This is a genomic window from Pseudomonadota bacterium, assembly GCA_039024915.1.
GTDB lineage: Bacteria > Pseudomonadota > Alphaproteobacteria > Rhizobiales > MH13 > MH13.
The window spans coordinates 227457-246150 of record JBCCPK010000005.1; the positions used below are offsets into that span (position 1 = coordinate 227457).

The 18694-nt window shown below is 58.5% G+C and carries 21 protein-coding genes; 12 read left to right on the forward strand and 9 right to left on the reverse strand.

Translation table 11 applies throughout. The features are described from left to right. Window positions 1-46 precede the first annotated feature (46 nt). The 4 genes from mnmE to hemE all read right to left on the reverse strand — a co-directional run bounded on the left by mnmE (window position 47) and on the right by hemE (window position 4678). Window positions 47-1402 (reverse strand): tRNA uridine-5-carboxymethylaminomethyl(34) synthesis GTPase MnmE, encoded by a 1356-nt coding sequence (gene mnmE / locus AAF739_11605; protein MEM6383311.1) that lies wholly within the window; start codon window positions 1400-1402, stop codon window positions 47-49. Window positions 1403-1454: 52 nt separating this feature from the next. Continuing rightward, window positions 1455-2720 carry a transcription termination factor Rho gene (rho, locus tag AAF739_11610; protein ID MEM6383312.1) on the reverse strand — a complete coding sequence of 422 codons (1266 nt, stop codon included), beginning with the start codon at window positions 2718-2720 and terminating at the stop codon, window positions 1455-1457. Window positions 2721-3031: 311 nt separating this feature from the next. Then, complete coding sequence (hemJ, locus tag AAF739_11615) at window positions 3032-3601, reverse strand: protoporphyrinogen oxidase HemJ (GenBank protein ID MEM6383313.1); 570 nt, start codon at window positions 3599-3601, stop codon at window positions 3032-3034. Window positions 3602-3631: 30 nt separating this feature from the next. Further along, the gene (gene hemE, locus AAF739_11620) at window positions 3632-4678 is read right to left on the reverse strand and encodes a uroporphyrinogen decarboxylase (protein MEM6383314.1); all 1047 of its coding nucleotides are present in this window, start codon (window positions 4676-4678) and stop codon (window positions 3632-3634) included. Window positions 4679-5298: 620 nt separating this feature from the next. Between hemE and AAF739_11625 the strand changes: the two genes are divergently transcribed. The 5 genes from AAF739_11625 to dnaQ all read left to right on the forward strand — a co-directional run bounded on the left by AAF739_11625 (window position 5299) and on the right by dnaQ (window position 9055). Beyond that, window positions 5299-6150: a pyruvate, water dikinase regulatory protein gene (locus AAF739_11625; GenBank protein ID MEM6383315.1), complete on the forward strand. Its 852-nt coding sequence runs from the start codon at window positions 5299-5301 to the stop codon at window positions 6148-6150. Further along, entirely contained in the window at window positions 6147-6842 is a 696-nt protein-coding gene (locus AAF739_11630; protein ID MEM6383316.1) for a Maf family nucleotide pyrophosphatase, read from the forward strand. Before AAF739_11625 ends, AAF739_11630 begins: the two co-directional genes overlap by 4 nt. Then, on the forward strand, window positions 6839-7690 hold the full coding sequence (locus tag AAF739_11635; GenBank protein ID MEM6383317.1) for a shikimate dehydrogenase: 852 nt from the start codon (window positions 6839-6841) through the stop codon (window positions 7688-7690). Before AAF739_11630 ends, AAF739_11635 begins: the two co-directional genes overlap by 4 nt. Then, window positions 7674-8309, forward strand: a complete 636-nt coding sequence (coaE, locus tag AAF739_11640; GenBank protein ID MEM6383318.1) for a dephospho-CoA kinase — start codon at window positions 7674-7676, stop codon at window positions 8307-8309. The genes AAF739_11635 and coaE overlap by 17 nt, the downstream gene beginning before the upstream one ends. Before the next feature lie 62 nt (window positions 8310-8371). Then, window positions 8372-9055, forward strand: coding sequence for a DNA polymerase III subunit epsilon (gene dnaQ / locus AAF739_11645; GenBank protein MEM6383319.1), 684 nt, complete (start codon window positions 8372-8374; stop codon window positions 9053-9055). A 102-nt stretch (window positions 9056-9157) separates the two neighbouring features. Here the strand turns inward: dnaQ and secB are convergent, their stop codons facing one another. Both secB and AAF739_11655 read right to left on the reverse strand, forming a co-directional pair. After that, window positions 9158-9775 (reverse strand): protein-export chaperone SecB, encoded by a 618-nt coding sequence (gene secB / locus AAF739_11650; protein MEM6383320.1) that lies wholly within the window; start codon window positions 9773-9775, stop codon window positions 9158-9160. Between the two features lie 229 nt (window positions 9776-10004). Next, a complete protein-coding gene (locus AAF739_11655; GenBank protein ID MEM6383321.1) occupies window positions 10005-10619 on the reverse strand; it encodes an FxsA family protein in 615 nt (204 codons plus the stop codon). A 354-nt stretch (window positions 10620-10973) separates the two neighbouring features. Here AAF739_11655 and AAF739_11660 point away from each other — a divergent pair, with 354 nt between their 5' ends. The 4 genes from AAF739_11660 to AAF739_11675 all read left to right on the forward strand — a co-directional run bounded on the left by AAF739_11660 (window position 10974) and on the right by AAF739_11675 (window position 14151). Continuing rightward, window positions 10974-11678, forward strand: coding sequence for a Tim44/TimA family putative adaptor protein (locus AAF739_11660; GenBank protein MEM6383322.1), 705 nt, complete (start codon window positions 10974-10976; stop codon window positions 11676-11678). Between the two features lie 159 nt (window positions 11679-11837). After that, window positions 11838-12962 (forward strand): MltA domain-containing protein, encoded by a 1125-nt coding sequence (locus AAF739_11665; GenBank protein MEM6383323.1) that lies wholly within the window; start codon window positions 11838-11840, stop codon window positions 12960-12962. Further along, window positions 12962-13756, forward strand: a complete 795-nt coding sequence (locus AAF739_11670; GenBank protein ID MEM6383324.1) for a Smr/MutS family protein — start codon at window positions 12962-12964, stop codon at window positions 13754-13756. The genes AAF739_11665 and AAF739_11670 overlap by 1 nt, the downstream gene beginning before the upstream one ends. Then, complete coding sequence (locus tag AAF739_11675; protein MEM6383325.1) at window positions 13753-14151, forward strand: helix-turn-helix domain-containing protein; 399 nt, start codon at window positions 13753-13755, stop codon at window positions 14149-14151. Before AAF739_11670 ends, AAF739_11675 begins: the two co-directional genes overlap by 4 nt. Here the strand turns inward: AAF739_11675 and hslU are convergent. The 3 genes from hslU to hslV form a co-directional block, all read right to left on the reverse strand. Beyond that, a complete protein-coding gene (gene hslU / locus AAF739_11680) occupies window positions 14141-15448 on the reverse strand; it encodes an ATP-dependent protease ATPase subunit HslU (protein ID MEM6383326.1) in 1308 nt (435 codons plus the stop codon). The two genes, AAF739_11675 and hslU, sit on opposite strands and share 11 nt — an antisense overlap. A 5-nt stretch (window positions 15449-15453) precedes the next feature. Then, window positions 15454-15984: a GNAT family N-acetyltransferase gene (locus AAF739_11685; protein ID MEM6383327.1), complete on the reverse strand. Its 531-nt coding sequence runs from the start codon at window positions 15982-15984 to the stop codon at window positions 15454-15456. A 201-nt stretch (window positions 15985-16185) separates the two neighbouring features. After that, window positions 16186-16725: an ATP-dependent protease subunit HslV gene (hslV, locus tag AAF739_11690; GenBank protein MEM6383328.1), complete on the reverse strand. Its 540-nt coding sequence runs from the start codon at window positions 16723-16725 to the stop codon at window positions 16186-16188. Window positions 16726-16949: 224 nt separating this feature from the next. On the opposite strand from hslV, the gene hisB reads away from it, so the two are divergent. From hisB to hisH, 3 genes are read left to right on the forward strand one after another with little or no spacing between them, the layout of a single operon-like run. Then, entirely contained in the window at window positions 16950-17543 is a 594-nt protein-coding gene (hisB, locus tag AAF739_11695) for an imidazoleglycerol-phosphate dehydratase HisB (protein MEM6383329.1), read from the forward strand. Between the two features lie 2 nt (window positions 17544-17545). Beyond that, window positions 17546-18025, forward strand: coding sequence for a DUF2628 domain-containing protein (locus AAF739_11700; protein MEM6383330.1), 480 nt, complete (start codon window positions 17546-17548; stop codon window positions 18023-18025). Window positions 18026-18036: 11 nt separating this feature from the next. Then, window positions 18037-18693, forward strand: a complete 657-nt coding sequence (hisH, locus tag AAF739_11705) for an imidazole glycerol phosphate synthase subunit HisH (GenBank protein ID MEM6383331.1) — start codon at window positions 18037-18039, stop codon at window positions 18691-18693. Window position 18694 lies beyond the last annotated feature (1 nt).

The following is an 18694-nucleotide window of genomic DNA, read 5'->3' on the forward strand; positions in this document are numbered from 1 at the left end:
TGTGCGATCAGACAGATGATTATGTTTCACGTGAAACACCGTCTGCTTATTTCCCGATGCAGAACCGCGAAAAGAGACGATCGAGCATCCTCTCGACGCCAACTTCTCCGACCAACTCACCGAGAGCCCGATGCGCAAGGCGCAAGTCTTCAGCAACCGCCTCAAGGGGCGCCGTTCCAGCCTCAAGACCAGACGCAGCCGCACCAACATACACTTCACTGCATTTCAGTAAATCCCGGCGCCGGCGGTCGAGTGCTACAGCCGGGAGGTTATGCCGTTGCTCCACCTTGCGACGCAGAACCCCGCCGACGCGCGCCTTAAGGGTTTCGAGACCGACACCGGTGTGAGCGGATACGCCAACCTGTTCAACCGCACCGCTCGGAACCGATACCAAGTCCGCTTTGGACCGGACCCGAATCAAAGACTCTCGTTCGACCATCAGATTGCTTGGGGGACTAACCTCAAGCGTATCTGCCGGGCTCATCCAAATCACACAATCCGCTGCGGCTACAACTTCCGAAGCTCTCTGCATCCCGGCCCGTTCCAATACATCGTTAGTCGCAAGATGCGGACGCAACCCAGCAGTATCGGTAAGAATGACAGGCAGACCATCCCAATCAAGCGGAGCCTCAAGCATGTCACGCGTGGTTCCCGCAATGTCGGAGACGAGCGCCGCCTTGCGGCCAACCAGTGTGTTCATGAGGGTGCTTTTTCCCGCGTTTGGTTCGCCCGCAAGAACCACCCGGAAACCATCGCGTAACCTTTCGCTCACCGGATCATCGGCCGCACCTGCGAGCTCGCACTCAACCGCCCTCAACTCTGCGAGCAACGGCGCAGGGTTAAAGTCACCGACCCCGTCTTCATCGCTAAAATCAAGCTCGGCTTCTATCGCCGCCCTGACATCCAGAAGCCTGTCAGACCATTGCTTGACTTGTCTGTGCGCAGCGCCATCCAGCTGCTCGAGAGCCTGCGTCCGCTGCATCCGCGTCGTCGCATGAATGAGGTCCGCAACGCCCTCGACCGCCGTCAGGTCCATTTTTCCATTGATGAAAGCCTGTCGGGTAAAATCCCCCGCTTGGGCAGCATCAATACCCGGAAGGCTCCAAAGCGCGTCGAGCACATCACTGACGACCGCCGTTCCACCATGGCAATGAAACTCGGCCACATCGTGCCCGGTGAAACTGTTCGGTCCCGGGAAGAACAGGACGATCGCCTGATCCAACCTATGGCCATCGCGCGGGTCGCTGAGCTGGCACAACGCCGCAAACCGCGGTTTCGGGATGGCACCAGCTAGCGTCTGCAGTGCGTTCCGGGCCCTCGGGCCCGAAACCCGAATGACTGCGACGCCACTTGGAACAAGGCCCGACGACAACGCGGCGATCGTCCGGGTCTTATCGTCCATCGCTCACCTCTCAATCGTTGCGCAAACGACCAAGCAGCTTCGCGCCCATGGATCAGGTGTTCATCGTATCGAAGAATTCGGCGTTGGTCTTGGTCGCCTTCAGCTTGTCGAGCAAAAACTCGATAGCATCGACCGTTCCCATCGACGAAAGGATGCGGCGCAGCACGAACATCTTCTGCAAATCACCCTTCGGCACCAACAGTTCTTCCTTCCGGGTTCCCGACTTGAGAATGTCGATCGCCGGGAACACGCGCTTATCGGACACCTTTCGATCAAGCACGATTTCGCAGTTACCCGTTCCTTTGAACTCCTCAAAGATGACCTCATCCATCCGGCTGCCGGTATCGACGAGCGCAGTCGAAATGATTGTCAATGAGCCACCTTCTTCGATGTTACGGGCCGCACCGAAGAACCTCTTGGGGCGCTGCAGAGCATTCGCATCAACGCCACCGGTCAAAACCTTGCCCGATGATGGTACGACGGTATTGTAGGCGCGACCAAGCCGAGTGATGTTGTCGAGCAGGATCACCACATCTCGCCCGTGCTCCACCAGACGCTTCGCTTTTTCGATCACCATATCAGCCACCTGAACATGGCGCTGGGCTGGTTCGTCGAAGGTGGAGGATACCACCTCACCGCGTACCGACCGTTGCATGTCGGTCACCTCTTCGGGCCGCTCATCAATCAACAAAACCAGCAGGACACAGTCCGGATGATTTGTCGTGATTGAATGCGCGATGTTTTGCATCAGGGTGGTTTTACCCGTGCGCGGCGGCGCGACGATCAGGGCCCGCTGCCCCTTACCAATCGGGGCCACCATATCGATCAAACGCGCCGAACGATCCTTGACGGTCGGATCGTCTATCTCCATGCGGAACCGCTCTTCCGGATAAAGCGGTGTGAGATTATCGAAGTGGACCTTGTGGCGCGCTTTTTCAGGCTCTTCGAAATTGATCGTATTCAGTTTGACCAGCGCAAAGTACCGTTCGCCCTCTTTGGGACTACGGATGATACCCTCCACGGTGTCGCCCGTGCGCAGAGCGAACTTCCGGATCTGCGTCGGCGACACATAGATATCGTCGGGCCCCGGAAGATAATTCGCTTCGGGCGACCGGAGAAAGCCAAAGCCATCCTGGAGGACTTCTAGAACGCCTTCTCCAACGATTTCAACATCCTGCTCGGCGTAGCGCTTCAAAATAGCGAACATCAATTCCTGGGTTCGCAGTGCGCTCGCTCCCTCAACTTCCAGCGCTTCGGCAAGCACGAGCAAATCGGTCGGGGATTTAGCCTTAAGGGCCTGAAGCCTAATTTCTTCCATCACAAAGCTGTTCTTTAGCTTGGCTTAGCTCCATCCCATGTGTGAGCCGATCGCCGAAGCCGCGGTAAAAAGGAAAATGCAGAACGTCGTGCCGTGTGAAAGCGAGACACGCATTGGTAGGGGATACCGGTCAGGCGCGACAGGAGTGGCCATCAAGCGGCGCGGTCCCCTGTATTCGCAAAACCTGTCTGCTTTTCAGCATGTAGTCGTCTCTAAGCGCTTTGGCAACCGTTCATCTGCGTGTGCCGGACACGACGAGCGCGCAAAGCGGACCAAAGCGGTATCTTGAATGCGGGGCGAGCGCGGCCCAATCACTGGAAGGGCTGTACGATCACAAGAATGACGATTGCGATCATCGCGAGCGTAGGCACCTCGTTCATGATCCGCCAGTAACGGCTCGATCGGGTTAGTTCATCGTTCGCAAACCGGCGCACCGACGCCGCCAAATGGCCGTGGACAGCGAACAGAAGCACGATCAACAGCAGCTTGGCGTGCAACCAAGCACCCTGGAAGGCGTGAATATCATAAGCAAGCCAGAAACCAGTGATCGCCGATACGATCATGGCTGGCGTCATGATCGCTTTGAGTAGACGCCGCTCCATCACCTTGAACGTCGCCGCCTGCGCGGACCCGGCCCCTGCCTCCGTGTGATAGACGAACAACCGCGGCAAATAGAGTAAACCGGCCATCCATGCGATGACTGCGATGACGTGCAATGCCTTCATCCAAAGGTATGCTCGCTCATCGAGAAGCAAGCTCAGGCCAATCACGGCACCAGCCAGAACGCCAATAGCCACCAAATGACCGGCATAACCGCGCGACGCGCGAACATCAGCTTTCAAGCTGCGCGCTGAACCATCATTGGTGTTGGCTTCAGACATGGCGTCCGTCGTGGAGATATCGTCTCCAGATCACTTAGTGCCGCGGACACGCGTAATCAAACGATGGACCTGTTCAATTGAACCCTGCGGTGTGATGCCATGCCCCAGGTTGGCAATGTGCGGATGGTCACCCGCACCCTCCACCATCGCATCCACCGCCGCATCAAGCGCGCGTTCACCCGATACCATAAGCAGGGGATCGATATTGCCCTGAGTGGCGATTTCTGCCGGAAGCTGCTTGCGTGCCGTTGCGACATCAATTGTCCAATCAAGCCCCACCGCATTCACGCCAGTGGCCTTCGCAAACGCTCCAAGCTCCGCCATGCGTCCCTTTGCAAAACCAATCACCGGCGCATCGGCATTCAAAGCGCGTAAACCGTCGCGCATGCGTGTGATGGGACCGCTGGAAAAGGCTGCTGCTCCAGCCGGGCTTAGCGATCCTGCCCAGCTATCAAATATCTGCACCGCATCAGCGCCCGCCGCAATCTGCCGGGAGAGATAACGGACAGAGGCGTCGCTCAAGCAAGCCAGAAGTTTCGCAAAAACCTCTTCATGCTGCAAAGCAAACAGTCGAGCCGCTGCCTGATCCGGACTTCCTCGGCCGCCGACCATATAGGTAGCAACCGTCCACGGCGCGCCACAAAAGCCAAGCAGCGTGACCTCATCTGGCAAAGCTTGGCGGATCCGCCCAACCGCTTCGATGACCGGATCAAGATGCCTGTCAAACGCTTCCGGATCGGCTTCAAACCGCTCTATCAGCGCAGTGATTGCTTCGGGGCCAAGGGGAGGCAGGACCGGCCCAACCCCTTCTTCAAACTGCACATCTTGGCCTAGCGCATGCGGTACAACCAGGATGTCAGAAAAAAGGATCGACCCGTCAAAGCCAAACCGGCGAATAGGTTGAAGCGTCACCTCACAAGCGAGCTCCGGGTTGTAGCACAAATCAAGAAACGACCCAGCCCGGGCTCGCGTCTGCCGGTACTCAGGAAGATACCGGCCGGCCTGTCGCATCATCCATATGGGAATACGATCGCCCTTCTGCCCTTTCAAAACCTGCAAAAGCAATCGGTCGCTCATGGAGTGATCTTTCTCGATTGACCCGAAATGTCATCAGCCACGGGTCGTTTTGGCGGTCTCGTTCGCTTCTAAAGACAATCCTGGGTCCGTGCATCATCCACTATCGGATCAAGCGTTGACCGTCGGGTGGCATCCAAACCTGTTCGGTCCATTGCTTCGCCCCACTGCGACGATCCCCTGCGAACAATCGGGTGCAAAACAAAAGATAACTCTCTTCGAAGAGACTCTTTTTCTTTTTGTCGGTGGACAAGACTCATAAATCCAATCCACACCGCATCATCAGAAGAAATCCACATCCACCGTGGATGACTCGCATAGGCGAGGTCAGCAAAGGACAGCTCTGGGACAACCGCTCGATTTTAAATGGTTAACAAAGCGTTAACGGGGGACGTATGATTGGCCGCCGGTGGATGATTGCTCCGCGTAGGCTCCCGCTCGAGCGATTGCACCGTGGTTGTCCATTTTAGTCCCCAGATCGTTCAACCGATCACCAATTCACAGCCTCTTGGACAGAAATCGCGAAACGGCGCATAACGGCGTCGATAGTCGATCTGGAGGGTTCACGGTGAACGCGCACCAGGCGGTCTTCAACATCGATCCACGGCCCGAGTGCAATCCAGTTGACATCTGCCCCGCAGCGCTTCTTCCACCTACATCTTGTATCGGACTCCACTGGCGAGACGCTCGCCACAGTGGCGCGTGCTGTTGCCGCGCGCTATCCATCCGCTCGCGCGATCGAACATTCCTATGTGATGGTGCGGGAGGCGCGCCAAATTGAACGGATCGCAGCCACGATAGAACAAGCGCCCGGGATCGTGCTGTTCACAATTGTCGATCCCGAACTTGCTGACCGCCTGGTGGAGCGATGCCGAGAGGCGGGTGTGCCCGCCATTTCGATTTTGGATCCGATCATAGCCCTGTTCGAATCGTATCTGGGCGCGGCCGCGTCTCCGACGATTGGTGCTCAGCATGTTCTTGACCAGGACTATTTTCAACGGATCGAAGCGCTGAACTTCACCCTCGCCCACGACGATGGCATTTTGCCCTCTCCAATGGACGCGGCCGATATCGTCATTGTCGGGGTGTCCCGCACATCGAAGACGCCAACAAGTATCTATCTGGCACATCGCGGCTACCGGACCGCCAATTATCCACTTGTTCCCGGAGCGCGTCTGCCAAAAACCCTGACGGAGCCTACCAAGGCGTTTGTCGTCGGCCTGGTTGCCAGCACGGAACGTATTGTTCAGATTCGCCGAAACCGAATTCGCGCCGATTACGCCGGTGATGCTGAGACCGACTACACCGACAAGACGATCGTCGCTGAAGAAATTGCCGGATCTCGAAGGCTATGCACCCGTCATGGCTGGCCGATGATCGATGTGACGCGCCGGTCGATTGAAGAAACCGCAGCAGCCATCCTCGCCCTCTACCGCGATCATCGCGAGCGTGCAGACACACAGGACGCACCATGACCCCGGAGGTAGGTGAACCCGTTTCCAGCCGGAAGGCAGCAATGCAAACCCATGAGCATTCATTGCAAACCAACGCGCAACGCCCGCTGGTGCTTGCCTCGGCTTCAGTGGTTCGGCAACAGCTCCTGACAGCCGTTGGACTTACCCTTGACGTGGTACCCGCAGATGTTGATGAGCGGGCGATCGAACGTTCCGCCAGCGAATCAAAACCACATGAATTGGCGGTTAAGCTCGCCACGGCGAAAGCAAAGGCGGTGTCGGTATCACGCGCCAATAGCCTGGTCATCGGTTGCGATCAGGTTCTCGTTTTCGGCGAGACGATCCTGCACAAGGCTAAAGACCAAGGTGAGGCCAAGGCAAAACTCCACAAGCTCCAGGGGCAAACGCACACACTCATTTCAGCTGGCGCTCTGTCCCTGGCGGGCTCCGTCCTGTGGTCGGGCTTTCAGCGGGTTGACCTGTTGATGCGGGCAATGTCCAGCGAAGAGATCGATGCTTATCTCGACGGGGCGGGCGACGCAGTCACGGGGTCGGTCGGAGCCTATCATCTGGAAGGACGGGGCGCTGCTCTGTTCGAACGCATTGAGGGTGACTACTTCGCGGTTTTGGGTATACCGATGCTCCCGCTTTTGGCCGCGCTACGCGATCAAGGCATTGACCCCGCAATCGGTCAAAAGGCAAGGCAGCCATGACCTCCCGCGTTGCCGTCATTGGTTGGCCCGTCAACCATTCGCGGTCGCCACTTATCCATACCTATTGGCTGGATCGTTACGGTATCGATGCAAGCTATGGGGCTCTCGCCATCGAGCCGGATAAAGCGCCCGATTGGTTTGGGACCTTCGCTAAACAAGGTCTTGTTGGCGCGAACGTAACGATCCCGCACAAACAGGTCGCCTTCGATGCGTGTCACACACTCGATGAGCGCGCGTCGCGCTTGGGCGCGGTGAACACCTTATGGCTAGAGGCGGGCGCTTTACGCGGGACCAGCACAGATGGTGCTGGTTTCATGGCCCACCTTGTGGCGACCGCACCCCAGTGGAGGCAGCATGCCCATGCGGCGGCAGCGCTGGTTCTCGGTGCAGGCGGCGCCGCGCGCGCAATTGTGGAGGCTTTGGCGGAAGCGGGGGTCGAGACGATCATCATCGCTAACAGAACCGCTGAGCGGGCACACCAGATCGCGACGCATTTCGCGGAATACCATCCTCAGCATACCTTCAAGCCCGTCGATCTGGCGACAGCAGGCGATTTTTTGCCGACGGTGGGCCTCCTGGTGAACACAACGTCCATGGGGATGGCGGGCCATCCGGCCCTCGACCTCGACCTTGCCACGCTCCCTGAAAAGGCAACCGTCTACGATATTGTCTACACACCGCTCGAAACGCCCCTGCTAGCGGATGCCCGAGCCCTCGGTCTCGTACCCGTCGATGGACTTGGCATGCTGTTGCACCAGGCTGCACCGGCGTTCGAACGCTGGTTCGGCATCCTGCCCGAAGTGACCGATGAACTACGTCAGATGGTCATTGATGACCTCAACCGCTGATCCGGTTCAAATAGCGTCACGCCGGCGTCCATTGCGCATTGGGCTGACCGGCTCCATTGCGACGGGTAAGTCAACCACAGCGCAGATGTTTGCCGATGAAGGCATCCCGGTGCACGATTCGGATGCCTCGGTGCACGCGCTCTACCGGGAAGAGGGCGTCGAGCCGGTCCGACGGCTTATACCTCAAGCCATCATTGATGGGGTCGTTGATCGCGCCACACTTAAGGACGAACTCGCCAAGGACCCAGGGCTGCTGGCCAAGCTCGAAGCGATTGTCCATCCTCTTGTGCAGGCACGAGCCGACGCGGCAGCGGAGCAAGCCCACAATGATGGGCACCGTATGATCGTTTTTGATATTCCGCTTCTGTTTGAGACCGGTGCCGAGGACCGCTTCGACCAGATCGTGGTAACCTTCTGCGACGATGACGAGCAGATGCGCCGGCTTATGGCACGTCCCACCATGACCATTGAAACAGCGCGAATGCTGCTGGAAAGGCAGATGCCGCAAGCCGATAAACGCGCCCGGGCCGATTTCACCATCGATACGGGCGGTGGCATCGACGCTGCTCGCATGGCCGTTCGCTCGATACTGAATGAGCTTTCGGCGCGAGCGCAGTGATTTTCGGGGAAAACGAGCCTGGAACGATTTGAAATTCCCAAGGCCTCAGCCAAAAGTGTTCCATGCGAGAAATTGTCTTTGACGTTGAAACGACCGGACTTCGAGCCGCCGAAGGTGACCGTGTTTGTGAAATCGCAGCGATCGAAATGGTCGACTACGTTCCCACCGGTCAGACCTTCCACCACTACGTCAACCCCATGATGCCCATGCCCGCCAAGGCGGAAGAGATTCACGGGCTTTCCGACGAGTTTCTGGCTGACAAAGCAGAATTTCACACGCTTGCAGATGACTGGCTCACCTTCATCGGTGATGCGCGCTTGGTTGCCCACAATGCGATGTTCGATTTCGGCTTTGTGAACGCCGAGTTGGAACGCAGCAGCCGGCCCACCATGTCGTTTGAGAGGATGATCGACACCGTTGCGATTGCCCGGCGAAAGTTCCCTGGTTCTGACAACTCACTTGATGCGTTGTGTAATCGCTTTGGGATCGATCTGTCCGCTCGCACAAAGCACAATGCGCTGCTTGATACCCAACTGCTCGCGGAGGTTTATGTTGAGCTTATCGGCGCACGCCAGACCACAATGCGGTTTGGCGAAGCAAATCGGCGGCGCAATCGCGAAGGATCGTCAACCACGCTGATGCGCCCACGCCAGATTGACCTGGCAATCGCAGAAAATGAGCAGCAGGCTCACCGCGACTTTATCGGCACCCTCGGCGAGGGCGCAGTCTGGAAAGACTATCAATAGTACCGATAGTGAAGATCTGCTTCCGGATAATCAAGAAAACAAAGAAGCCGGCCATCGCATGATGTGCCGGCTTCGGTGATGTTTGAGCTTGCCGTCGATGCGTTAGCTGGCTTTAGCAGCCGCTGCTGCCTGTGCTTGAACCGCGCGTTGGCGGTACAGCTGAAGGAAATCCACCGGGTCGAGCATAAGCGGTGGGAAGCCCGCCTGGCGGGTGGCATTGGCGAGGATCTCGCGCGCAAACGGGAACAAAAGCCTTGGCCCCTCGATCATCAAGGCTACCTGGGTCTGTTCCTTGGTCATGTTCTCGATTCGGAAGAGCCCGGCATAGGCTAGCTCGACGGCAAACATCATGTCCTTGCCTTCGCCTGCCTTGCAATCGAGTTTCAGTACGACCTCCTGCAGACCATCGGCCTGCGGGTTCACTTGAACGCCGACATTGATGTCGATCTTCGGCTGCTGCGTCTTGCGCATGGAATGAGGGGCATTGGGATTTTCGACCGAAAGATCGCGAACATATTGCGCCACAGCCTGAAAGCGCGGGGGCGTCTGGGTTTGTTGCGGAGCCGCTGCCGCCGCCGCTGCTGCCGCTGCGGCTTCTCCGCCACCGTTTGAGCCCGGCTCGGTCTTAGCGTCGTCGTCAGTTGCTTTTGCGTCCGTGCTATCGGATTCTGTTTTGGTTGCATCCGACTTGCTGCCGGAGCCCGTCTTGCGTGAAGCCATGCCGCGAGAATTCCCTCAGGTGTGATAAAAACAATGGGTGATGAAGCTGCCTGCGCCGCCTGCAACAAGCGTGGCGGCGATATGTGTAGGTCGGGGGGCTACCATTTTGGACCGCACCGGGCAAGCACGGTCCGACGCCCGCATTTTGACTGCGTCGAGCCTGTGCCGAGCGAAGCATTCTCAGTTGGACGAGGATCGCCGGGTCGTGGTGGCGTAAAAGGCTTGGCGTTTAACCCCAGGGGTTATCCGACCGGGTTTGGTTTGGACGAGGATCAGATGTCTCGCGCTCCGAACCGGCCGGATCGACGGGTTCGGCGTCAATGACCACACTGCTGGTATTTGGTTGGCTGGCGTTTGTTGAGCTGCCCGATGGCTCTCCACGACCTGGGCTGCGCCACTGCGCCTGCCCGCCCCCATAAGCTCCCATCGGTGGCATTCGGTCCGCCATTTGTCGTCCGTAGCGCGGCCATACCAGCATTTGAACAGGTTTGATGAGCAAAAGCAGGCCGAGAAGATCCGTCAGAAAACCCGGAACAATTAGCAGCAACCCACCAAGAAAGCCCAGAACCAGCCCGCCCAGCTCCTGGCCGACTGTTTCGCCCGCGTCGGCCCGCTCCTGCATGCGGCGCACGCTGGCCAAACCGATGGTTCGTATGATCAGCCCGCCCGCAAAGATACCGGCGATAACCAGACCAAAAACGCCCAACAGGCCAATGGCTTCGGCCATCGCGACGAACCCGGCGATCTCAAGGAATATGAATAACAGAAAGATAATGGCAAAAGGCATAGGCAGAATGTGGGCATGGTTGCGCGCAAACACAAGCACAACATCACTGTTAGGCATGATGTGCTGTTGTGCATTTGACCACCGTAGTGGTCAGCTTCCGCGGCACAGGGTAATCATCGGTCGTTGCCGTTCTTGACGCCCTCTTGCCCAACTCGACGTTGCCTACCGCGAACGAGCGTGGGTGCGCTTGGTAAGCATGCGGCGCAGCGACGCTTGCACGTTAAACTGGATGCTGCTTGAAACCGGCCTACATTCGACCCTAAATGCATCCCAACGTTGATTTGCGCGATTCAGCACATAACGGGCCGCTTTGGCCTGGTTACAGAACACTGGAGCGCGCTCCGCAGCAAAAACGCCACAAAGCAGTGGTGGAGCTGCCTGTGAGAGGAACCGGCTTGACGACAAGCCGATATGGAATCGCCAGTGGACATTTACACGCTCTTTTTCCTCGCGCTCGCGGTCGTGATCTTTTTCCGTCTGCGATCGGTCCTTGGCCGCCGCACCGGCCATGAGCGTCCGCCATTTGATCCCTATACAGCCCGAGATGCGGCGAAAGACGATGGCGAAGCGGGTGGCGACAAAGTCATCACCCTTCCCACCGCTCGCGCTCGCGCTCAGGACATTGATCCCGAGGAGCGTATTGGCGGCGTGGTCAAACCAGGTTCGGCGGTGGAAGACGCCCTTAAAAGTCTGCTTGCCGCGGACGCATCATTTAATGCGCGCGAGTTCGTTGACGGCGCGCGCCTTGCCTACGAAATGATCGTTACCGCCTTTGCCGCTGGCAACAAAAGTTCTCTTCGGCCGTTGCTGGACGAGGACGTCTATGCGGGCTTCGCCACGGCGATCGATGAACGCCAGGAAGCTGGCGAGACCGTGGACTTTACCTTTATTGGTCTCGACAAGTCGGACCTGATTGAAGCCGAGTTGTCAGGGACTGTGGCGCAAATCACCATGCGCTTCAAAAGCCAGCTGATTTCGGTCACCAAGGACTCCGATGGGCGCGTTATTGACGGCGACCCGTCCGAGGTGACGGAGATGATCGATATCTGGACCTTCGCCCGCGACACCAAACAGTCTGACCCCAATTGGAAGCTCGTCGCAACAGAGGCGACCTGACAGCGGATGGATGACGGCGGACGGTGTTGGCGTGATGCGCCACCGCTTGCCGTCTGCAGTGGGGTACGCCGAAGGCGCGCCCGCGCCGCCCGTGGCTGGCAGATGGTTGCAGCAACCATCTGTTTGCTCTTAGGGCCCTGGATGGCGGTGGTGGAAACCGTGGCAGACACACGCACACCGGACTTTCCATCATCCATGCGGCCCGTGGACTTCGCCGACATTCCCGGCTGGGATGACGACGATCATACAGCCGCCTTTGCTGCGTTTTTACGCACCTGTGAGGGCTTGCAAAGCCGCCCGACGAGAACACGCGTCAATGGTGTGAGCGCCCAGGCGCTTTCGGCGGTATGCCGTTTGGTCCGGCAAGATCGGCCCATCTCTGCGCGCGCATTCTTTGAGCAACATTTCACGCCAATGGCCGTGGAACGCGAAGGGCTCCTGACAGGGTACTTTGAGCCGCAATTGCGCGCATCGGCTGAGCGGACGGGTGAATTCCGGCACCCGCTTTACGCGCGACCACCGGATCTCGTTGAGCTGCCGCGCCCGCCAGACGAGTTGGGTCTGCCCGATACGCTCACCTGGGGGCGTCGCATTGGCCCACAAGGATCAGCGCGCTATGAGCCTTTCCCTGATCGCGGGGCTATCATGGCTGGAGCACTCGATGGACAAGGACTGGAGATCGCTTGGCTCGATGATCCCATTGATGTGTTCTTTACCCATATCCAAGGATCAGCGCGGCTCGCAATGACCGATGGGTCCGTGCGGAGGGTTAATTTCGCGGGTAAGTCTGGCCATCCTTACACGCCCATCGGCAGGACACTTGTCGAACGCGGCGCGATGGCGCTTGAGGACGTCACAATGCAGTCTATCCGCGACTGGCTCAACGCCGCGGATGACGACGATAGGGACGCTGTCCTTGCGACCAATCGGTCCTATATTTTCTTTGCCATGACTGACGATACCTCGCCCGAACTCGGACCGGTTGCCGCTGCCGGTGTACCGCTTACCCCTGGGCGTAGCCTTGCCGTCGATCGGCACCTCCACACGTTCGGCTCGCCGATTTTTGTCCATAGTCAAGAGGGACTACCAGGCGATCAACGGCCGTTGCAGCGCTTGATGATCGCACAAGATACGGGTTCAGCCATTGTTGGCCCCGCACGCGGCGACATTTTTATTGGCTCCGGTCATGCGGCAGGGGCGTTAGCCGGACGCGTCAACATGGCGGTGACCTTTATTGTTCTGGTTCCGAAATCGCCCGACCTCATGCAGCCGATCTCCCAGTGATGGCCAAGAAACGGTCCAAGCGGACGTCCCGCTCGCTACGGGCCGATCCACCCGCTACCGACGCGGATCGGGGATTGTGGGATCGGGTCAAGCGTACTGTCGACCCGCTTGACGCCGGTCAGCGCGCTCGCTACTCCCAGGCGCTGGCAGATTATCTTGAGCAAGAACCCCCGAGCCAAGGACCCCCAAGCCAACGACCGTCAAGCCAAGGACCCTCAATCCAAGTCGCCGGTGGCACGCTCAATGGCGGCGCAGGGACGCCGAAGCCAATCCAACCAGCGGATGCCGCCCCAACGGTGCAAAAGCTGGCTAACAAGTCCGGCTCGGCGTCTCGACAGCGCGCTCCATCGCCAGGTGGAACCGGTACTACCTCCATGCAGGTTCCAGAGCGGCAACCACTGGTCGCGCTCGACCGAAAGACCCGGCAACGCATAACGCGTGGCCGAACGCCCATCGATGCTCGCCTCGACTTGCACGGCTACAGGCAGCATGAAGCGCGCGATATCCTCCAAAGCTTCATTTTTCGAAGCCATGCCCGTGGTCATCGGACTGTCCTGGTCATCACAGGCAAGGGTTCTCGCAAGCGCGCGCTGCGCCCGCATGATCCACCATGGGCCGTGGGCTCTGGTATTCTCAGGCAGGCGGTTCCCAGTTGGCTCGCTGCACCCGACCTTCGCTTCGCGGTGCTGTCAGTCGAGCAAGCGCACGCCGCCCATGGGGGCGAGGGGGCGTTATACGTTCGGCTCAGGGCGAAAACGTCTGGTGATCGCCAAAACGCGAGCCCGCGCACATGACGCCGCTTGGGGTCAGGTTGAGGTCTCTGCGCAAGCAACGCGGCGTAACGCAGTTGGAGATGGCGCAGGCCCTTGGCGTCTCAAACGCCTATCTCTCGGCGCTTGAACACGGCCATAGAGGCCTGCCCAACTGGGGCTTCATCCAGCGGCTGGTCGGCTACTTCAACCTGATCTGGGATGAGGCTGAACAGCTGGAAGCCCTGGCCATGGTATCTGACCCAAAAGTGGTGATCGACACCGCCGGCGGTTCACCGGAGGCAACCCGTTTAGCCAACCGATTGTCCCGGCTCATCGGGGCTCTTTCGGCCGACCAGTGTGCAGCCCTGGAAGACCATTTGGTGAGGCTGGCGGGTGAGGGTGGGCCGGGTCGTCCAGCTGGCGACGTCAGAGAATGAAGCGCGACAAGTCGGTATTTTTCGCCAACTCTCCAATATTTTCAGTCACATAGCCCGCATCTATCACGATCTCTTCGCCCGCACGGTCCGGTGCGGTGAAGGAGATTTCGTCCAAAATGCGTTCCATCACAGTCTGAAGGCGGCGCGCACCGATGTTCTCGACCGAAGCGTTCAGATCCACCGCGACATCCGCGATTGCGTCGATGGCATCTTCAGTAAAGGAGATCTCAACCTGCTCGGTGCCCATCAAGGCAATATACTGCTTGATGAGACTGGCTTCTGTGTCACGCAGAATCTGGCGGAAATCATCGCGGGTAAGCGCTTGCAGCTCCACACGTATCGGCAGGCGGCCCTGTAACTCGGGCAGCAGGTCCGAAGGCTTCGCCACGTGAAAGGCCCCTGACGCGATGAACAGGATATGATCGGATTTTACCGGGCCGTACTTTGTCGCCACTGTGGTTCCCTCAACCAACGGCAGCAGGTCGCGCTGCACACCCTCACGGCTCACATCGCCACCCCTACCGGCGCTTGATGCGATCTTGTCGATCTCATCCAGGAACACGATACCGTTGTTTTCGGTCAGCCGGATCGCCTCGGCTTGGATTTCTTCATCATCAAGCAGCTTGTCGGACTCCTCAGCAAGCAGCAGGTCATGGCTGTCGGCAACCGACACGCGGCGCTTCTTCGTGCGCTGGTTGCCAAACGCCTTGCCCAGCATGTCGCCAAGATTGACCATGCCCATGTTTGCGCCTGGCATGCCCGGGATCTCCATCATCGGCATGCCCCCGCCCGTATCGCGGACGGCGATTTCGATTTCCTTGTCGTTGAGTTGACCCTCCCGCAATTTCTTGCGGAAGCTGTCACGCGTTGCCGGTGATGCGTTTTCACCGACCAGCGCATCAAGCACACGATCTTCGGCAGCGATATGCGCCTGCGCTTCAACCTGTTTGCGCTTGGCATCGCGCACCAGCCCGATTGCAGCCTCAACGAGATCGCGCACGATCTGCTCGACATCGCGACCGACATACCCGACTTCTGTGAACTTCGTTGCCTCAACCTTGATGAATGGCGCGTTGGCAAGCTTCGCCAGACGGCGGGAGATTTCCGTCTTACCGACGCCGGTTGGACCGATCATCAGAATGTTTTTTGGCAGGACCTCTTCTTTGAGATCGTCTTCGAGCTGCTGTCGGCGCCATCGATTGCGAAGCGCAATCGCCACGGCGCGCTTGGCGTCTTTCTGGCCGATGATGAAGCGGTCGAGCTCGGAGACGATCTCGCGCGGGGAAAAGGTACTCATGCGGACTAATCCTTCGGAGGAAGCCGTTCCATCAGGAGCGTGATGGAGCCGTCGGCGTTGGTATGACTGTTGAAGCGGGTAAAACCTGCTTTTTCATAAGCGCGCACAGCGCGCGTGTTTCGGGCGTCGGGGTCAATGATCAAACGGGGCGTACCTTCCGCGAACAGCATGTCGCCAAAGGCAAACACAGTTTGTGAGCCTAAGCCTTTTCCCAGCAAGGTGGGGACGCCGATCGTGATATCAACACCCAGTGTCCCCGCGGCCTGATCGCGCACCCATGGGTCTTGATCCACCAGATGGTCCGGAACTCGTGATGGGTCCCAGCACTGGATATAGGCGAACGGTCCGTGATCGCTGTGGTGGGCGATAAATCCGCGGGACTCGCCTGTGCGCTCCCCCTCGAAGATCAGGCGGAGTTCCTGGGCAGGGTTGCCCCACCATTCCTGTGAGCTGTCGATTGAGAGCCAATTGGTCAACATCGTCCGGTCACGGAATGTAACGCTCTCGAATCGAAACTGGTTGGCTGGGCTCTGCACGATGCTTCAGGCCGCTTTTGGCTTCCGTTAGGGGTTTGAAGATTTGAATGTGGATGAGCCGCTTGCCCCATCGGAAAATGTGCCGGCAAAATATTACGGACCCGGAATACGGGAATTGACCGTACGGTCAAAATTTAATGTTCATGATTTACCCCATCACGCCAGGATGCGTTCGTGACGAATGACCGGTCACGCGTGATATTACGCATCTGCAGCGTCTTCGAGTACCTCCACCACAAGGTTGTGGTTGGTGTAGACGCAAATGTCGGCGGCGATGGTAAGCGCTCGCTTGGCGATCTCATCTGCACCATGTTCGCTGTCGGACAATGCCCGGGCGGCGGCCAGTGCGTAATTTCCCCCTGAACCAATCGCCATGATGCCATCCTCGGGCTCCAGCACATCACCGGTGCCGGTCAGGATCAGGCTTTCGGACTTGTCGGCAACGATCATCATAGCCTCAAGGCGGCGCAGATAACGGTCTGTGCGCCAGTCCTTGGCAAGCTCAACCGCCGCTCGTTTCAGTTGGCCGGGGTATTGCTCGAGCTTTGCCTCAAGGCGCTCGAAAAGGGTGAATGCATCCGCCGTCGCGCCAGCAAAACCACCGATGACATCTCCTTTGCCGAGCCTGCGCACCTTGCGGGCGTTTGACTTGATGACGGTTTGTCCAAGCGAGACCTGACCATCGCCAGCGATCACCACCTTGCCGCCCTTGCGGACGGTAACGATTGTGGTGGCATGCATGGCGGGTAAAGCGGTATCGGGAGCGTGCATCGAAAAGTCCATTTTCGTTCATGGTCGCGGTGAAGCGCATGTAGGGGTCCCATGCGCAAATGCAAACAGCTCGCTATGCCGACGCAAGACGCTGTTTACGTGAAAACGGGTTTCGGCCGCCTGCCGCCACTATCGGCCCTTGGAAGCGCCCCAAGGCCCTGTTAGAGGATGGCGGCCGCAAAATTGAGTTACCCATGACACGATCTGCCACCCGCGAGCGCACGACGCGCGAGACCACCGTCGACGTGACCATCGATCTTGATGGTACCGGCACGTCTTCGATCACGCTCAACGGGGCAGGCTTTTTTGCTCATATGCTGGACCAGCTGGCGAAGCATTCTCTGATCGATCTGACGGTCAATGCGACAGGTGACGTGCACATCGATGATCACCATCTTGTCGAGGATGTCGGTATCACATTGGGTGAAGCTATCCGCCAAGCGGTCGGCGATAAGCGCGGTATCCGCCGCTATGCGTCGATGGATCTGGTGATGGATGAGGCGCTGAGCCGTGCAGCGGTTGACGTATCGGGCCGGCCTTTCCTGGTTTGGCGCGCCGACTTTACGGCAGAAAAAATCGGCACGTTCGACACCGAGCTTGTGCGCGAATTCTTCCAAGCGCTGGCAATGAATGCGGGGATCACCTTGCATGTCGAGAGCGTCTACGGCGCCAATAGCCATCATATAGCCGAAAGCATCTTCAAGGCTGTTGCCCGTGCTCTGCGCGAAGCGTTGAGTATCGACCCGCGGGTTGCCGATGACCTGCCCACGACAAAAGGAGCGCTTTAGCGATGCGCACCTACTCGGTTTTTGAGCCCAAGACCCGACCAGATGATCCGATCAACTATGCTGATAGCCTCGTCTTTGTTCGGCATGGCTGGTCGCTCGCTGCGCTGTTTATACCGCTGATCTGGATGGCGATCCGGCGTCTGTGGTGGGCCATTCTTGGATATGTCCTGCTGATTGTCGGCATCCAGCTTTTGTCCTTTACAGTCCCCGAGCTGGCAACGGCAGCGCTGTCGGTTGCTCTGGCGCTGATCATCATGATTGAAGCGGGGCAATTGCGGCTCGAAAGCATGGCGCTCAAGGGCTATCGCGAGATTGCGGTGCTGCAGGCGAAGAACCAGCTAGAGGCCGAGCAAATTTTCTTTGCTGATTGGCTGTGCGAGAAGCGCATGTTGGGTTTGCGCGGCAAAAGCGGTCCGAGCGGTGGTCCGGTTCTGCGGCCCAGCAGTTCTGCGCCGCCACCGCTGCCTGGCCTTCCAAGCTGAACCCGCCGAACATGACCGAAACAGTCGCCATCATAGACTATGGCTCTGGCAATTTGCGCTCAGCCTCCAAGGCCTTTGAGCGCGTAGCGCGTGAGCAAGGGTTGGACACGCGGATCGCCGTCACGTCTCAACCCGATGTGGTGGCGGGCGCTGATCGGGTTATCTTGCCCGGGGTTGGTGCGTTTGCTGATTGCAGGGCTGGCTTGATGGCGGTCGATGGCATGCAAGACGCACTCTTCGATGCAGTGACCCACCGAGGCGTTCCGTTTCTCGGGATCTGCGTCGGCATGCAGCTTATGGCGACGCGTGGTCTTGAACACGGTGAAACAGCGGGTTTTGACTGGATCGCCGGCGACGTGGAGGCCATCCGCCCAGCCGACCCTTCCCTCAAGATTCCGCATATGGGTTGGAACGTGCTCGCACCAACGCGCGCTCATCCGATCCTTGAAGGCATCAAGACGGGAAAGGATGGCTTGCACGCCTATTTCGTCCACTCTTTTCATCTGAGTGCGAAGAACGAAGATGACGTGATCGCGGGCACGGACTATGGCGGTCCGGTCACCGCCATAGTCGGCCGGGACAATCTTGTTGGGACACAGTTCCACCCCGAGAAGAGCCAGGCGCTTGGCCTTGCCCTTATCGGGAATTTTCTGATGTGGGCGCCCTAAG

Bases quoted from the DNA above. Each gene is read 5' to 3' on its own strand.
- AAF739_11700 (MEM6383330.1), top strand. From the start codon at position 17,546: ATGCGCACCTACTCGGTTTTTGAGCCCAAGACCCGACCAGATGATCCG.
- AAF739_11670 (MEM6383324.1), top strand. From the start codon at position 12,962: ATGGCCAAGAAACGGTCCAAGCGGACGTCCCGCTCGCTACGGGCCGAT.
- hemJ (MEM6383313.1), bottom strand. From the start codon at position 3,601: ATGTCTGAAGCCAACACCAATGATGGTTCAGCGCGCAGCTTGAAAGCT.
- AAF739_11655 (MEM6383321.1), bottom strand. From the start codon at position 10,619: ATGCCTAACAGTGATGTTGTGCTTGTGTTTGCGCGCAACCATGCCCAC.
- hisB (MEM6383329.1), top strand. From the start codon at position 16,950: ATGACACGATCTGCCACCCGCGAGCGCACGACGCGCGAGACCACCGTC.
- hisH (MEM6383331.1), top strand. From the start codon at position 18,037: ATGACCGAAACAGTCGCCATCATAGACTATGGCTCTGGCAATTTGCGC.
- secB (MEM6383320.1), bottom strand. From the start codon at position 9,775: ATGGCTTCACGCAAGACGGGCTCCGGCAGCAAGTCGGATGCAACCAAA.
- hslV (MEM6383328.1), bottom strand. From the start codon at position 16,725: ATGCATGCCACCACAATCGTTACCGTCCGCAAGGGCGGCAAGGTGGTG.
- dnaQ (MEM6383319.1), top strand. From the start codon at position 8,372: ATGCGAGAAATTGTCTTTGACGTTGAAACGACCGGACTTCGAGCCGCC.
- coaE (MEM6383318.1), top strand. From the start codon at position 7,674: ATGACCTCAACCGCTGATCCGGTTCAAATAGCGTCACGCCGGCGTCCA.
- rho (MEM6383312.1), bottom strand. From the start codon at position 2,720: ATGGAAGAAATTAGGCTTCAGGCCCTTAAGGCTAAATCCCCGACCGAT.
- AAF739_11630 (MEM6383316.1), top strand. From the start codon at position 6,147: ATGACCCCGGAGGTAGGTGAACCCGTTTCCAGCCGGAAGGCAGCAATG.
- AAF739_11675 (MEM6383325.1), top strand. From the start codon at position 13,753: ATGACGCCGCTTGGGGTCAGGTTGAGGTCTCTGCGCAAGCAACGCGGC.
- hemE (MEM6383314.1), bottom strand. From the start codon at position 4,678: ATGAGCGACCGATTGCTTTTGCAGGTTTTGAAAGGGCAGAAGGGCGAT.
- AAF739_11660 (MEM6383322.1), top strand. From the start codon at position 10,974: ATGGAATCGCCAGTGGACATTTACACGCTCTTTTTCCTCGCGCTCGCG.
- hslU (MEM6383326.1), bottom strand. From the start codon at position 15,448: ATGAGTACCTTTTCCCCGCGCGAGATCGTCTCCGAGCTCGACCGCTTC.
- mnmE (MEM6383311.1), bottom strand. From the start codon at position 1,402: ATGGACGATAAGACCCGGACGATCGCCGCGTTGTCGTCGGGCCTTGTT.
- AAF739_11635 (MEM6383317.1), top strand. From the start codon at position 6,839: ATGACCTCCCGCGTTGCCGTCATTGGTTGGCCCGTCAACCATTCGCGG.